This window comes from Mesorhizobium sp. INR15 (genome assembly GCF_015500075.1).
Lineage (GTDB): Bacteria > Pseudomonadota > Alphaproteobacteria > Rhizobiales > Rhizobiaceae > Mesorhizobium.
Map to the genome: position 1 here is coordinate 2,533,282 of NZ_CP045496.1, position 15,380 is coordinate 2,548,661.

The 15,380-nt window shown below is 62.2% G+C and carries 13 protein-coding genes and 1 pseudogene; 7 read left to right on the forward strand and 7 right to left on the reverse strand.

The window, feature by feature from the left end:
• Positions 1-5: 5 nt before the first annotated feature.
• A complete protein-coding gene (locus tag GA829_RS12350) occupies positions 6-317 on the reverse strand; it encodes a type II toxin-antitoxin system RelE/ParE family toxin (RefSeq protein ID WP_195178774.1) in 312 nt (103 codons plus the stop codon).
• A gap of 88 nt (positions 318-405) precedes the next feature.
• Positions 406-885: an Lrp/AsnC family transcriptional regulator gene (locus GA829_RS12355; protein ID WP_195178775.1), complete on the reverse strand. Its 480-nt coding sequence runs from the start codon at positions 883-885 to the stop codon at positions 406-408.
• Between the two features lie 252 nt (positions 886-1,137).
• Here GA829_RS12355 and trxB point away from each other — a divergent pair, with 252 nt between their 5' ends.
• Positions 1,138-2,112, forward strand: a complete 975-nt coding sequence (gene trxB / locus GA829_RS12360) for a thioredoxin-disulfide reductase (protein ID WP_195178776.1) — start codon at positions 1,138-1,140, stop codon at positions 2,110-2,112.
• A gap of 80 nt (positions 2,113-2,192) precedes the next feature.
• Positions 2,193-3,089, forward strand: a complete 897-nt coding sequence (locus tag GA829_RS12365; protein ID WP_195178777.1) for a LysR family transcriptional regulator — start codon at positions 2,193-2,195, stop codon at positions 3,087-3,089.
• A gap of 77 nt (positions 3,090-3,166) precedes the next feature.
• On the opposite strand, the pseudogene GA829_RS12370 reads toward GA829_RS12365, so the two are convergent.
• From GA829_RS12370 to GA829_RS12380, 3 genes and pseudogenes are all read right to left on the reverse strand, one after another.
• A pseudogene (locus GA829_RS12370) lies at positions 3,167-3,665 on the reverse strand (methyltransferase family protein).
• Positions 3,666-4,402: 737 nt separating this feature from the next.
• Positions 4,403-6,454, reverse strand: a complete 2,052-nt coding sequence (locus tag GA829_RS12375; protein ID WP_195178778.1) for an elongation factor G — start codon at positions 6,452-6,454, stop codon at positions 4,403-4,405.
• 197 nt (positions 6,455-6,651) lie between these two features.
• Entirely contained in the window at positions 6,652-8,181 is a 1,530-nt protein-coding gene (locus GA829_RS12380; RefSeq protein ID WP_195178779.1) for a putative bifunctional diguanylate cyclase/phosphodiesterase, read from the reverse strand.
• 260 nt (positions 8,182-8,441) lie between these two features.
• On the opposite strand from GA829_RS12380, the gene GA829_RS12385 reads away from it, so the two are divergent.
• Entirely contained in the window at positions 8,442-8,837 is a 396-nt protein-coding gene (locus GA829_RS12385; protein WP_195178780.1) for a (R)-mandelonitrile lyase, read from the forward strand.
• 8 nt (positions 8,838-8,845) lie between these two features.
• Here the strand turns inward: GA829_RS12385 and GA829_RS12390 are convergent, their stop codons facing one another.
• A complete protein-coding gene (locus GA829_RS12390; RefSeq protein WP_195178781.1) occupies positions 8,846-9,445 on the reverse strand; it encodes a TetR/AcrR family transcriptional regulator in 600 nt (199 codons plus the stop codon).
• A 165-nt stretch (positions 9,446-9,610) separates the two neighbouring features.
• On the opposite strand from GA829_RS12390, the gene GA829_RS12395 reads away from it, so the two are divergent.
• Complete coding sequence (locus GA829_RS12395) at positions 9,611-11,128, forward strand: DHA2 family efflux MFS transporter permease subunit (protein ID WP_195178782.1); 1,518 nt, start codon at positions 9,611-9,613, stop codon at positions 11,126-11,128.
• A 58-nt stretch (positions 11,129-11,186) separates the two neighbouring features.
• On the opposite strand, the gene GA829_RS12400 is transcribed toward GA829_RS12395, so the two are convergent.
• On the reverse strand, positions 11,187-12,389 hold the full coding sequence (locus GA829_RS12400; protein ID WP_195178783.1) for a pyridoxal phosphate-dependent aminotransferase: 1,203 nt from the start codon (positions 12,387-12,389) through the stop codon (positions 11,187-11,189).
• 204 nt (positions 12,390-12,593) lie between these two features.
• Here GA829_RS12400 and GA829_RS12405 point away from each other — a divergent pair, with 204 nt between their 5' ends.
• The 3 genes from GA829_RS12405 (at position 12,594) to GA829_RS12415 (ending at position 15,035) form a co-directional block, all read left to right on the forward strand.
• Complete coding sequence (locus GA829_RS12405; protein ID WP_195178784.1) at positions 12,594-13,493, forward strand: EAL domain-containing protein; 900 nt, start codon at positions 12,594-12,596, stop codon at positions 13,491-13,493.
• Positions 13,490-14,344, forward strand: a complete 855-nt coding sequence (locus GA829_RS12410; RefSeq protein ID WP_195178785.1) for an EAL domain-containing protein — start codon at positions 13,490-13,492, stop codon at positions 14,342-14,344. Before GA829_RS12405 ends, GA829_RS12410 begins: the two co-directional genes overlap by 4 nt.
• 82 nt (positions 14,345-14,426) lie before the next feature.
• Positions 14,427-15,035, forward strand: coding sequence for a glutathione S-transferase family protein (locus tag GA829_RS12415; protein ID WP_195178786.1), 609 nt, complete (start codon positions 14,427-14,429; stop codon positions 15,033-15,035).
• The last annotated feature ends 345 nt before the right edge of the window (positions 15,036-15,380 follow it).

Below are 15,380 nucleotides of genomic sequence, written 5' to 3' on the forward strand. Positions count from 1 at the left end.
CCTCTCTAAATCTGTTTTAGCCGAGCAACAGCCAGGTCCAAATCTCGCTTGGCTGTTTGCTGCGTCTTTTTTTGGAAGGCATGCAATACGTAGACGGCGTCTTCAATATTCACGATATAGATCACTCGGAACGCTCCGGCTTCATCGCGGATACGAATTTCCCGCACCCCTTGCGCTACACCCGTCATCGGCTTCCAATCGTCGGGCTCAAGGCCTTGCTGCACCATATGCAACTGGACCCCGATCTCCTTGCGAGCGCCGAACGGGAAGTCCCTAATACGCTCCAAACTGTCACCGACGAATTTCAGCTCCTTCATGGCATATCCTGAGTTTTTATATCAGAATCAGTATAATCCAGCAAGAGTCGCCCGAAGACTGGTGGCAGACGGCTGACATGCTTGCTGCCTACGATGCGCTGAACGCCACAAGTCCTTCGTCCTTGACCCGACGGATGGTCAGTGCGGTGCGCACCGTGTCGACATTGGGTGTCGAGGTCAGGTCCTCGATGACGAAGGTCTGGAAGGCACCGAGGTCGCTTGCCACGCAATGCAGCAGGAAATCGGACTCGCCCGAGACCATCCAGGCGTCGCGCACGATCGGCCAGCCGCGCGTGCGCTCGGCGAAGGTACGCAGCTCCGCGTCGGCCTGGTGGTGCAGGCCGATCAGGCAGAAGGCGACGACGTCGAGCCCAAGCGAGGGCGCGTTGAGCAGGGCCCGGTAGCCGCGGATGATGCCTGTTTCCTCCAGCCGCTTGACGCGGCGCAGGCATGGCGGCGCCGAGATGCCGACGCGGTTCGACAATTCGACATTGGTCATGCGCCCGTCCGCTTGAAGCTCGCGCAGGATTTTCCAGTCGATGGCGTCGAGGTCGGCTTTCAGGGGCATGGCGGTCTCGGATCGGCGAAAGAATCTTTCGTGATTTTGTAATTAAACGACTTTTGAGTCTATGCCAGCCCTGCTGGGCACGATTTTGAGGTGGTAACAAAAGCCGCTCGCCAACGAATAGACAGAGGCGCTGAAGCTTTCCGGGGACGACGGGCCGATTGCCTTGCTGGCATGCTTCGCAACACTTACATTACGCGCGACATCAGACACCATCTCACGGCACAATCGCTGGCTATCCAGCCGAGGTTTTATATGACCACCAAGCATGCTCCCGTCCTGATCATCGGTTCCGGCCCCGCCGGCTATACGGCGGCGGTGTATGCCGCCCGCGCCATGCTGAAGCCGATGCTGGTTGCCGGCCTGCAGCAAGGCGGGCAGCTGATGATCACCACCGATGTTGAAAACTATCCAGGTTTCGCCGACCCGATCCAGGGCCCTTGGCTGATGGAACAGATGCTGAAGCAGGCCGAGCATGTCGGCACCGACATCATCAATGACATCATCACCGAGGTCGATCTCAATGTGCGGCCGTTCCGCGCCAAGGGCGATTCCGGCGCCACCTACACCGCCGACGCCCTGATCATCGCCACCGGCGCGCAAGCGAAGTGGCTGGGCATTCCGACCGAGCAGACCTTCATGGGCTTCGGCGTCTCGGCCTGCGCCACCTGCGACGGCTTCTTCTATCGCGGCAAGGATGTCGCGGTGATCGGCGGCGGCAATTCGGCGGTCGAAGAGGCGCTCTATCTGTCGAACCTCGCCAAGAGCGTGACGGTTATTCACCGGCGTGGCGATTTCCGTGCCGAGCGTATCCTGCGTGAGCGGTTGCTGAAGAAGGACAATGTCCGCGTCATCTGGGACACGATCGTCGACGAGATCACTGGCCGTCCCGGCAAGACGCCGCTGCCGCCATCGGTGGAAGGGCTGAAACTCAAGCACGCGGTAACCGGTGCCGAGACGCATCTCAAGGTCGACGGCGTGTTCGTGGCGATCGGCCATGCGCCGGCCGTCGAACTGTTCGCCGGCAAGCTGAAGCAGAAGCCGAACGGCTATCTCTGGACCGCACCGGATTCAACCCGTACCGACGTGCCCGGCGTGTTCGCCGCCGGCGATGTGACCGACGATATCTACCGCCAGGCGGTGACGGCGGCCGGGCTCGGCTGCATGGCGGCACTGGAAGCGGAAAAATACCTGGCCGGCATCGAAGTGCACCGCGAAGCGGCGGAATAGAGACTTCAAAAAACGGCTGAGAAACGCCGTGTAAAAGCCTGATTTTTCATTCAGACGCCAAAAACAGAACGAGGGGAATCATGGCGTTGGACTGGGACAAGCTACGCGTATTTCACGCCGCGGCGGAGGCGGGGTCGTTTACCCATGCGGCCGAGACCTTGCATCTGTCGCAATCGGCGATCTCGCGGCAGGTCAGCGCGCTCGAGCATGATGTCGGCGTGCCGCTGTTCAATCGCCATGCGCGTGGGCTGGTGCTGACCGAACAGGGCGAGATGCTGTTCCGCACGGCGCATGACGTGCTGATGAAGCTCGAGACCATCAAGTCGAAGCTGACCGAGACCAAGGACCGGCCGTCAGGCGTGCTGCGCGTCACCACCACGGTCGGCCTCGGCGCCGGCTGGCTGACCGAGCGGGTGCAGGAGTTCATCGAGCTCTACCCCGAAATCAGCCTGCAACTGATCCTGGCCAATGAGGAGCTCGACCTCACCATGCGCCAGGCTGACTGCGCCATCAGGCTGCGCCAGCCGCAGCAGCCTGACCTGATCCAGCGCCGCCTGTTCACCGTCCATTTCCACCTCTATGCCTCGCCCGCCTATGTCGCCAAGCACGGCAAGCCGAACTCGGTCGCCGAGCTGAAAAGCCATCGCATCGTCACCTTCGGCGTGCCGGTGCCTTCACATCTGTCGGAGCTGAACTGGCTGGAAACGGTTGGTGATTTCGACGGCGGGCAAAGAGTGCCGACGCTGCAGATCAATGACATCCTGTCGATCAAGCGCGCGGTTCAGGGGGGCGCCGGCATTGCCATGCTGCCCGACTACGTCATCAGCAAGGACTCAGGCCTCGTGCAGCTTTTGCCGGAGACCGAGGTGCCTTCCTTCGACACCTACTTCGCCTATCCGGATGCGATGAAGAACCAGGCCAAGCTGCACGTGTTCCGCGACTTCATCATTGCCAAGGCGCGCAGCTGGTCCTTCTAGGGTATGTCGACATTCAGGTGAGGCCGGCCTGCGAACGATGGCTTCTCAACATACCCAGAGAGGGTGCAGTCCAGCTCTCACTCACGCCAGGGTGTCAATCTCGGCAGCCAGCCAGGCACGTTGCGGCGGTAGGTGTTGTATTCGGCGCCATAGCGGCGTGCGAGTGTCGGCTCCTCGTAGAAGCGCACGAAGGATCCCATCGCGACCGCACCGATGACGGCATAGGCGGCAAGCGTCCAGCTTGAAAACAGCAGCGCCTGGCCGAGAATGATCGACAGCACGGCGACATACATCGGGTTGCGCACATGGCGGTAGATGCCGCCGATGACGAGTCGCTCGGTCGGCGCGACCGGGGCAGGCGTGCCGAGGCACTTCCAGTGCGAAGCGCCCGAAAGCGTGGAGCAGCGCCGCGATTGCGACGACGATCAAAAGCCAGCCGCCCGGGACGAATCCGGGCAGGCTCGACCATGGCAAGCCCCAGTGTTCCGTCAACAGCCAGGGGATCAGCCCGGCAACCACGCCAGGGGCCGCGATGAAGAAAGCCGCGCTGCCGACGATCGCCGAAAATGTCCGCATTGGGTGCGTCCTGGCTGGTTGCTGTAAAAATGTACGCCTGCTGCCCGTTTCCACGTCATTGCGTAGTTCGGACATTTCGAGGCAAAAACCTGTCGCGATTTGCGATTCCGCAGTGACAATTGTGCTGCGTGGCGCTTCGTTTCGTTGATTTTGCTGGTCCTATTGGCTCTGGAGATGGGTTAGACCACAGCCTACGTCTTTTTGCATGCGTGTGTTGCAAAATAGATGCTTGTTTCTTGGGCATGATGAGCAGATATATAGATCATCTCCTGGACGCGTTCTCCTCCCATTAGCGTCCTCGAGTGTTCCCCTCTGGAGGTTAGCCTTAACTGGCACTTCCATCAAACTCAGCCGGATCTTCGTTGATCCGGCTTTTTTGTTGTTTGGGGTCTGTTAGCGCGCGCGTAAATGCCACCTTCATTGCCGCGTAACAGTGACATGTAACATCGGGTAACATGACAAAGACGTCCGCAAGGTGCTAGGCAGACCATAGGACGCGGTGTGGTTCGTGCGGGAGATGGGGGCATCACTCGCAAGACCCGGGCTCAGGCGGCTACCGCGTCCGAACCATTCTTCCGACGAAATGTCGGCGGCTTCATGCGGCGGACCTGCCGTTTCACCTCCCACGAAAACGGTCCGCAATAAAACGGCGCCCAGATATCTGGGCGCCGTTTTATTGCGGTCTCAAAATGGCGGCTCCGGCAGCGGCTGATTGAGCCGCTGCCGTGCTGGATGTTTCAGGCCGCCTTGCCGTTGGCATTCATCGCGTCGTCGGCGAGCCGGCCGGTGAGTTCCGCCATGTGATCGAAAGCGGCGCGGTAGCTGGCGACGCCAGCGGTGGCCGAGCGCAGCTCAATGATCAGGTCGCCGATCTCCGCCTGAGGCATTGTCGCCTCGACGACATCCCACCCCGGCCAGTCGGGCCGCGCATCATAACCAAGAATCTGGCCGCGCCGCTGCGGGATGAGCGCGATGATCTTCGAGGTCGCCTCGGAGGGCGTCACGATCTCGACCTTCATCACCGGCTCCAGCAACACCGGCGAACAGCCCGCCATGCCTTCCTTCATCGCCAGCTTGGCCGCCATCTGGAAGGCCATGTCGGACGAATCGACCGCATGATAGGAGCCGTCCGAAAGGTTGACGGCGACATCGACGACGGGGAAGCCGAGCGGGCCGGTCTTCAGATAGTCGCGTACGCCTGTCTCAACCGACTGGATATAGGTCTTCGGCACGACGCCGCCCGTGATCGTGTCGGTGAACTGGAAACCGGAGCCACGCGGCAGCGGCTTGATCTCTATCACCACGTCACCGAACTGGCCGTGGCCGCCCGACTGTTTCTTGTGGCGGCCGCGCTGCTGCACCGTCTTGCGGATCGTCTCGCGATAAGGCACCGCCGGGCTGTGGCCTTCGACCGGAATCTGGTTCTTGCCTTCCAGCCGCTCGCGCACGACACGCAGATGCATCTCGCCATGACCTGAAAGCACGGTTTCGGCCGAGTCCTGATTGTGGCGCAAGGTAAGCGAGGGATCTTCCTCGGCGAGGCGCTGGATGGCGGCGGACATCTTCACTTCGTCCTTGCGCTCCTTTGGGCGAAGGGCAAAGGCGAAGACGGGCTGCGGCGGCTCGACTCCGAACAGCTGCCGCGTGCCGCTCTTGGCCGAAGTCAGCGTCTGGCCGGTCTTGACCTCATCCAGCTTGCCCAGCGCCACCGTGTCGCCCACCTTGGCGCCGGTCAGCTTGAACTGGTCCTTGCCGAGCATTCTGTAAATGCCTGAAACCTTGGCCGTGTCGCCGCCGGGCAGCCACAGTTCCGAGCCGTCGGCGACCTGGCCGGACAGGATGCGCGAGATCGACAGCTTGCCGCCATGCGGCGTGTGGATGGTCTTCATCACCTGGACGACAGTGGCGCTGCCATCCGGTGCGCCAAGGCGCTTGCGCGTTGCCTCGATGTCGGGCGCATCATGGCGGATCGCCTTCAGCAGGCGCAGCACGCCATTGCCTTTCTCGGCGGTGCCGATCAGCACCGGCGTTACCGCGCCATCGCGCAGGTCCGCGGCGAGATCGTCGAAGATCGCGTCCTTGGGTGGCTCGACCTCTTCAAGCAGCTGTTCCATCAGATGGTCGTCATGGTCGGCCAGCGTCTCCAGCATGGAGAAGCGGGCTTCCAGTTCGCGCGCCTTGTCGTCGCCCGGAATCTGGGCAACCTCGCTCTCGGCATATTCGCGGTAGATATAGGCGCGCTCCAGCGCGAGATCGATCGAGCCGATGACGATGCCGTCCTTGCGCAGCGGAATCTGGCGCAGCAGCAGAGGCACGGCACTGGCCGGCTGCAGCATCTTCAGCGTGTCGCGCACGCCTGCGATCGCCTTGTCGACCTTGTTGAGGAACAGGATGCGCGGCACGCCGAGATCGTCGAGCTTGCGCATGATCAGCTGCAGGGCCGGGATCTTCTTCTCGTCGGCCTCGGCGACGACCACGGCGATGTCGCAAGCGGCCAGCACAGGCTCGGCCTCGAAGGAGAATTCGATCGATCCGGGACAGTCGATGAAGGTCAGCTGCTCGCCCATGAATTCGGTGGTGGCGACAGTCGCCTCGACGCTCATGGCGTGGGCGCGCGCCTCGGGTGAGTGATCGGAAACGGTGTTTCCAGATGAAACCGGGTTTTGTCGGGGAATTGAGCCCGTGCGGGCCAATATGGCTTCGAGAAGTGTTGTCTTACCGCTTGCGAAGGGACCGACTATGGCAATGCATTTCGGTCCCGTGCGTCGTCCTCCGGCGCGAGTACCCATGACTGACCTCCACTCAGGCGTTTCCCGTAGGACCGACTGGCATGCATGGTTCAGGCGTGGTCAATCGGTCCTGAGCGGCGGCCGGCCTGTTCGACCGTCGCGGGCGGGGTTCTTTTCAATAGCCACCTGCCCGAAGGCATCGTCCCACTTGTTTGCCGGCAGGGCAAGAAAAATAGAGCCGGTTCCGTAGCACCGTGTCAGGCACTCAGCGCAAGCGGTAGCGGTTCGGCGGCGTCCAGCGGGGCAACCTTGTCGCGAGGCGCCGGCCGGCCGAAGAAATAGCCCTGGAAGCGATTGCAGCCTGCGGCCTTGGCGAGCGCGAATTCTTCATGCGTCTCGACGCCCTCGGCGACGATGGTGACGTCCTGGATGCGTGCGATCTGCGCCAGCGCCGAAACGAATATCTGCGCCACCTGGTCGTGGGCAAGGCTGCGGATATAGGAGCGGTCGATCTTGATGCCGTCGATGGGCAAGGTCTTCAGATAGTTGAAGCCGCAATGGCCGGTGCCGAAATCGTCAAGCGCGATATGGAAGCCGAGGCCGCGCAATGCTTCGAGCCGGCGCAGGATTTCGGGCGTGGCGGCGGTCGCCACCGTCTCGGTGATCTCGATGATAAACTGCGCCGCCGAGTGCCCGGTTTCCTTCAGCACGCGGTCGCACATGGTGACGATCTCGTCGCGCTTCAGCTGCTCGCCGGAGACATTGATCGAGATGCGGCGGCCAGGAAAATGGCCGATGTCGGCGCAGGCCCGCTTGAACACCCACTCGCCAAGCATGTCGATCAGGGTCGAGCGTTCGGCGATCGGGATGAACTCGGCCGGCGATATCAGACCCCGAACCGGATGACGCCAGCGGATCAGCCCTTCCAGGGCATAGGCAGAGCCGTCGGCATTGACGATCGGCTGGTAGTGAAGCTCGAGTTCACTGAGATAGACCGCCGCGCGCAGTTCGCGCTCAACGAGGCGGCGATAGCGCTTGTCGGAGAGCATTTCTTCGTCGAACACCGTGACGCGCCCACGCCCACCGGCCTTGCTCTCGTAGAGTGCCAGGTCGGCAAGCAGCATCAGCTCCGTGGCGTTGGAGGCATGCGACGGCGCCAGCGCCACGCCGACCGAGATGGAAAGCGGGATGGTCTTGCCTTCATGCGATTTTCCGGCCCGCATGGCATCGAGCAGCCGTCGCACGTCCTTGTTGATGGTTATGAGATCGCTGTGCGGCACGATGATGCCGAACTCGTCGCCGCCGAGCCGCCCGACCATGCTGCCGGCAAAGATGCGCTCGGCGGTCTTGACCAAGTGGGCAAGTGTGCGGTCACCGAACTGATGTCCGAACGTGTCGTTGAGCTGCTTGAAGTGATCGAGATCGATCAAGAGCAAGGCTGCCTCGCGCCAGTCGCGCATCGTGCCCAGGCTGTCGCTCAACGCTTCGAGGAAGTAACGGCGGGTCATTGCCCCGGTCATTGCGTCCATGGTCAGGAAATGGTGCTTCTCCGCCTCGGCGGCTGCCGCGGATTTGAGGCGGTGGACGACGCTGCTGCGCATGTACATCAACGCCATCAGGGCCAGGCCGGTGGCAATGATCGAGACTGTGAAGGCGCTCGCGGAGGACATGGTCTCGGAAGGATCGAACGCACCGACAAGGGCCGTTCCGATGCTGAGCAGAAGCAGGGACTGGATGCCGCGATAGATGCGGCCACTGTGGTCCTTGATCGTCGCCAGAATGCTCATCTCATCGCCCTCTGCAATGCAGGCCCACGGCTAGAGCGCAGCTGTTAAGAAGACATTGAGCTATCGCCATCGGCTGGCGAATTTGGCAGGCGGCGCGGATGATAGATCGTTCATGGTTAAGGAGCTTGATGCGGATAACGGTTGTGGCGATCATCCGCTGTTGCGCGACGCGTGCGATCGGAGGAAGGTGATGGCCTATCGAACGGCGACGAGCGGGCGGATTGCCGTCCTCCACTCGCCAAGACCCAGGATCACCGACTATGAAGATCATTGCCTGCGGCAGCGTGCCGACCGTCATCGCACCAGAGAAATATTTCACCGGCCGAGTGCTGCAAACCCCGATCATCGAGAAGGAGGCGCCGGCGCGGCTGCGCGCCACGCTGGTCAGCTTCGAGCCCGGCGCGCGCACCCACTGGCACACGCATCCGCTTGGCCAGACGCTCTATGTTACATCAGGTGCGGGCCTCGCCCAGACGTGGGGCGGGCCGATCCAGGAGATCAAGGCCGGCGACGTCATTTCGTTCGCGCCTGACGAAAAGCACTCGCACGGCGCCGGCGCTAAATCGGCGATGACGCATATCGCCATGCAGGAAGCGCTTGACGGCGTTCATGCCGATTGGCTGGAGCAGGTGAGCGCGGAGCAATATGGCGGCTGAGCCTGCCACTATTGTGGCCGAAGCATCTTGAGAAACAGGGCGGACAGGCTTTCCGCAAGCTCCGTCCCGTCGCGTACGCCGCGCTCGATCGCATCGTCGACGGCGCCATGCAGCCCCTGGAACAGCACGATGGCGACCAGATCCGGATCGGCGACGGACCACGCGCCAGCCTCCGCGCCGGCCTTGAGCAAGGCAGAGATATCGCCGAGCAGAGGATTGTCGCCTTTCATCCGCCTTTGGTCGGGCCGGTGGTCATGGAAGACAACATCGTGCAACTGATAGTCGTCGAGATAGGCGTCGAACCCCGCACGGACAAAACTCGTCAGGCGTCCGGTCCAGTCGCCGGGCGGGCAGGCCTCTATCGCGGCATGGATGCGGGCGCGAAATCCCCTGATGAAGCGCTCGCGCAGCGCCGCGACCAGGTCCTCCTTCGAGGTGAAGTAGAGATAGAAGGTACCCTTGGCCACTTCGGCGCGGGTGGTGATTTCGTCCACGGTCGTGGGGCCGACACCCTTGGCGATGAAGATCGACGCGGCCGCCTGAAGGATTTCATCGCGGCGGACTTCGGCCGGCTTGGTGCGCGGCTTCGGGACTTTCTTGGCGGTCATAGGACCTCCTTGAATATGAGGCGGCAGGCATGAGTTGGTTCGCCAGTATCCCGTTTCTGGCTCAACACACAAGTCTTTTATAATTATCCTAAAATGACTTACCATAGTTGACTGACCATCGGTCAGTGGCATATATGAGCACTGAAATCACATTCAGGATATGTCATGCCGAACCGCCGCCTGCCGCTCGTCGCCGCCGTCTATCTCGGTTCCTTTGTCGCCTTGCTCGATGTCAGCATCGTCAACGTCGCCCTGCCAACCATCCAGCAAGCACTGCGGACCGATTTCAGCGGGCTGCAATGGGTGGTCGATTCCTACACGCTGTGCCTGTCGGCCTTCATGCTGTCGTCGGGCCTGATCGGCGACCGCTATGGCCGCAAGCGTTCCTGGCTGGCTGGTGTCGGCATCTTCGTCTTGGGTTCGCTGATCTGTGCCGTGGCGCCCAACCTGGCGGTGTTGCTCGCAGGGCGCGTGGTGCAAGGCATCGCCGGGTCGCTGCTCATTCCAGGCGCATTGTCCATCCTGACACAGGCCTTTCCCGATCCGCGCGAACGTGCCGGTGTCATCGGCGGCTGGGCTTCGTTCGCCGCCATCTCGTTGCTTGTCGGTCCGGTGCTGGGCGGCATCCTGGTCGAGACAGTCGGCTGGCAAAGCATCTTCCTGATCAACCTGCCGCTCGGCCTGGTCACGATCGTGCTTGGCGCTCTGTCGATCGGCGAGACGGCGCATCCTGAACATGCCCATCTCGACCTTGTCGGCCTGGCGCTCAGCATCCTGTGGCTGGGCGCTCTGACCTTCGGCTTGATCTCAGCGGGCGAGACGGGCTGGAGCGATCCCAGGACGGTCACGGCCATCGCTGCCGGCATCGTCGGCCTGGCGGCCTTCCTGATCTTCGAGGCGCGGACGGCGCGGCCCATGCTGCCGCTTGGCCTGTTTCGCGACGTCCGCTTCGCTGTTGCCAATGTCGCCTCGTTCGCGCTCGGCCTGACCTCCTACACCAGCGTCTTCCTCTATTCGATGTTCCTGCAGCAGGTGCAGGGCTGGTCGCCAACGCAGACCGGCCTGTGCATGGCGCCGACATTCATCGTCCAGATCGTGGTGTCGCCGTGGATCGGCAGGCTGAGCGCGCGCTATGGCCATTCCGCGCTGATGGCCATCGGCTATGCCTTGATCGGCCTGTGCATGCTCGGCATGTGCTGGGCCGGGCCTTCGACGCCTTATGGCGCGATCGGCCTTCTCTTCGCCATTGGCGGTCTGGGCAATGCATTGGCGATCCCGAGTTGCAGCGCGGCAGCCATGTCCTATGCGCCGCGCGAACGTTCAGGCATCGTGTCGGCGGTCATCAACGCAACCCGCCAGAGCGGTCTTGCCATCGGCATCGCCTTGCTCGGCGCCTTGATGAGCATGCGGGCGACCAGTCTGTTGACCGGATATCTTGGCGATGCCGGTGTTGCCAATGCCGAAGCGGTGGCCCGTGCGGCCATTTCCAGGCATGATTTCGCAACCGATGCCGCCATGGGCGAGGGCGGGTTGCGCGGCTTGTTCGCCACGGCTTACGCCGACGGCTTCCACGCCGCGATGCTGACGGCGGCGATTGTCGCGTTCCTCACCGCGGCGTTGCTGGTTGTCGTACTTTCGCCCGCCGAGGCGCGCTCGGCCAGGGAAGCCAAACAGCAGGCGTGATCCCAATAAAGAACCCGGCGCTGAGCCGGGTTTTTCATTCTTGCGATCCGCTGTGCAATCAGGTCAGCGATGCGGTGAAGCGCTGGATGCGGGTGCAGGCTTCCTCAAGCAGCGTCTCCGAGGTGGCATAGGAGATGCGGAAGTTCGGGCCAAGGCCAAAGGCCGAGCCGAACACCACCGCCACGCCCTCCGCCTCAAGCAGTTCCGAGCAGAAGCTCTCGTCGGTGTCGATCACCTTGCCAGCCTTGGTCTTCTTGCCGATCAGCTGGGCGCAGGACGGATAGACGTAGAACGCTCCTTCGGGCGATGGGCAGGTGATGCCGCGCGCCTGGTTGAGCATGGAGACCACGAGGTCGCGTCTGCCTTGAAAGATCGCCTTGTTCTTGGCGATGAAGTCCTGCGGACCGTTCAAAGCCTCGACCGATGCCCACTGGGCGATGGTGCAGGCGCCCGACGTCTGCTGGCCCTGGATCATGTCCATCGCTTTGATCAGCTGCACCGGGCCAGCGGCATAGCCGATGCGCCAGCCGGTCATGGCATAGGCCTTCGACACGCCGTTCATGGTCAGCGTGCGCTCGTAAAGTTTCGGCTCGACCTGGGCGATGGTCTTGAAGACGAAATCGCCATAGGTCAGGTGCTCGTACATGTCATCGGTCAGCGTCCAGACATGCGGATGCTTCAACAGGACATCGGCCAGCGCCCGCAGTTCCGCTTCCGTGTAGGCGGCGCCCGACGGGTTCGACGGCGAGTTCATCAACAGCCATTTGGTCTTCGGCGTGATCGCCTTCTCCAGCACCGCCGGCGTCAGCTTGAAGCCATTGTCGATAGAGGTATCGGCAAAGACCGAGGTGCCGCCGCAGATTGCCACCATTTCGGGATAGCTGACCCAGTAGGGACGCGGGATGATGACCTCGTCGCCTGGGTTCAGCGTCGCCATGAAGGCGTTGAACAGGATCTGCTTGCCGCCGGTGCCGACAATGGTCTGCTCGGGCTTGTAGTCGAGATTGTTCTCGCGCTTGAATTTATTGGCGATCGCCTCGCGCAGCGGCGCGATGCCGGAAACCGGCGGATACTTGGTCTCGCCACGGCGGATCGCCTCGATCGCGGCATTCTTGATGTTGTCGGGCGTATCGAAGTCCGGCTCGCCGGCGCCCAGACCGATAATGTCACGGCCGGCGTTTTTCAGCTCGCGCGCTTTCTGCGTCACCGCGATGGTCGCGGAAGGCTTTACGCGGGAAAGGGCGTCGGCAAGAAAGGCCATGATCTGAGGTCTCCAAAGGGGCAACAAAGGATCAGCGCGGCCAGGAATGGCCGCGGCGCTTCTCATGTCGCATGATTTTGCCTGATGCAAGCACTGTCCGCTGAGCCAGCCCTCAAGGTGGCGTGAACGGCAACAATAAATTCATTAACGGGCGGTAGACGCTTGCATGGCAGGATCGCACTCCAATCGCGGAGCGAGGAACCTTTGTCGCGCAGCATCGGGCTTGCCCATATCATTCGCCAGGACGACGGCACCTCCACGGGTGTCTGGGGCATCTACACGCTGCAAAGTGCCTTTCAGCCAATTTTCGCCTTCAACGAAGGCAAGCTCTCGATCGCTGCTTTCGAAGGGGTGATCCGGCCGTTCCGCGATGGCGAGCCGCAGTCGCCGATGGCTTTCTTCAGCACCTGTCCGGCCGCCGACCGCCTGCATATCGAAGCGCTGACGAGGACGCTGCATCTTCTGAACGCCGGCGCCTGCCTGCCGCAGGAGGCGTCGATCTTCGTCAATTTCGACCCCTCGGTGTTCACCGAGCGCTCGATTGCCGACAACGCCTTGCGCGAAATGCGGCTGGTGCTGCATGAGGCCGGCATCGACCCACGCCGCGTCGTTTGCGAAGTAACCGAGCAGAGATCGGCATCGCAAGACACCTTGCACAGCTTTGTCGGAGCGCTGCGTGCCAATGGTTTTCGCATCGCCGTCGACGACTATGGCGCCGACGATTCCGACATCAACCGCATCAAGGAACTCAAGCCCGACATCGTCAAGTTCGATGCCTACTGGATCACGCAGCTGATGGAGTCCGGCGCCGGCTTCGCGCTTTTGACCACCATGGTGAAAGGCTTCGAGGCGCAAGGCATCCGCACCGTGTTCGAAGGCATCGAGGAGGGCTGGCAACTCGAGCTGGCCGAAAAGTCGGGAGCCTCGATGGTGCAGGGGTTCGTGTTGGCGCGGCCGGAACTGGCGCCGACCAGCTTCCGTGTCTTCGGCAAGAGCAGTCAGCCAGCCGCCGCGGCCCGCGACGCGGACAAACCACCTGTCGCGGCACCGGCGCTGCCATCGGGGCGGCCAGTGAAAGCGTTCGGGCGCAGGACGGCGCAATGAGGTCCGAGCGGCGGCGCAATGTCGGCGACGCGATCTTTGCCGACGAGATCGGCATCGAGTTCGGCGTCTATGGCGAATTCCGGCTGCGCAGCGCCTATCAGCCGATTTTCGCGCCGCATGACGGATTGCTGCGCGCCGTCGCGGTTGAAGGCCTGATCGAGCCGCACCGTGGCGGCAGGCCGGGCGCCGCGCAGACCTTCTTCGACGGCGTGCCGCCGCAGGATCGCCTGTTCGTCGAGACCATGTGCCGGATGCTGCATCTCAGCAATTACCGCAATATCGGGGTTGATGGGCTTGAGCTGTTCTTCAATTACAACCCGATGATCAACGATCACCTGGGGCGGGCGCTGGCCGAAATCCGGCTGATGACCCGGCATCTTGGCGACCTCGGCCTCGCGCCGGGCATGCTGGTCTGCGAGATCACCGAGCAGGCCGCGGATGATGCGTTGCTGGTCAGGCTGGTGCGCGAAATGCGGCGCGACGGCATCCGCATCGCCATCGACGATTTCGGCACCGGCCACTCGACCGTGGAGCGGGTAACTTTGCTCAACCCCGACATCGTCAAGATCGACGGCACGTGGTTCGGGGAATTCTGCCGCCACGCCGCCGCCGAACGGTTCTTCCGTCCGCTGGTCTCGACCCTGCATGACCGTGGCGCCAAGGTGCTGGTCGAGGGCATCGAACAGTCCACGCATCTGCGTGTCGCGCTCGAAGGCGGCGTCGACCTGCTGCAGGGTTATCTGCTCGCCCGCCCGGCGCTGGCCGGCACTGTGTTCGAGGAGAAGCCGCTGGTGATCGAGACGCTGCTCGGCATGAGCGACAAGGTGGTGCCGTTGCATAAGCGGCGCTGATGGCCACAGGCCAAAACAAATGATTGGATGAAATTGCCGCCGTGGCGATAATCGCCTTTCCGGAGCGGGGAGGCGAGCAGCAATGATACTCTACGGGATGGTCGACAGCGGCAATTGCTACAAGCCGCGCCTGTTGATGGCAAAGCTCGGCCTTGCCTTCAGGAATGTCGAGGTGAGTTCGCATACCGGCGAGACGCGAAAAGCGGATTTTGTCGCCAAGAACCCCAACGCCATGGTGCCGTTGCTCGAACTCGACGACGGAAGGCGGCTGGCCGAATCCAACGCCATCCTGCTCTATCTTGCCGAAGGCACGCGGTTCCTGCCTGATGATAAATACGAACGCGGGCTCGCCTATCAATGGCTGTTCTTCGAGCAGTACAGCCATGAGCCCTATATAGCGGTGCGCAAGGCATTGCTGACGTTTCCCGAACGCGCCCGGGACGCGACGCCGGAACGGCTGGCGGCAACCCTGGAGCGCGGTAACAAGGCGCTCAGTGTGATGAACAGGCAGCTTGAGACCAGCGCGTTCTTCGCCGGCAAGGCGTTGAGCATCGCCGACATCGCACTCTATGCCTACACGCACACGGCGGAGCAGGGCGGCTTCCAGCTCGACGCCTATCCGGCTGTGGTCGAATGGCTGAGGCGGGTGGAAGCGGATGACGGGCATGTGCCCATCGAGTGGCTGGGTTAGGTTTGTTCGACCAAGGCGCTAACCGCGGATCATCTTGGTGAACATTAGGGATTGGCAAAGGCCTCGACCAAAGCGTTCTTCTCCCCGTCGCTATACGGGGAGAAGATGGCGGCAGCCAGATGAGGGGCAGCGCCGACCTTTGTCGCAATATCGTGCTTGGGGTAGTCCTGAAGCGCCGCGCTGCCCCTCATCGCCCTGCCGGGCACTTCTCCCCGTATAGAGACGGGGAGAAGGAGGCTGTGCTGCCGCCTTAGCCAACCACCAGCCGCTGGGGCTTAGACAAATAAAAAGGCGGGATAAATCCCGCCTTCCCATTTTCGGTAGCCTGATCGGGAGCGTTTGGTC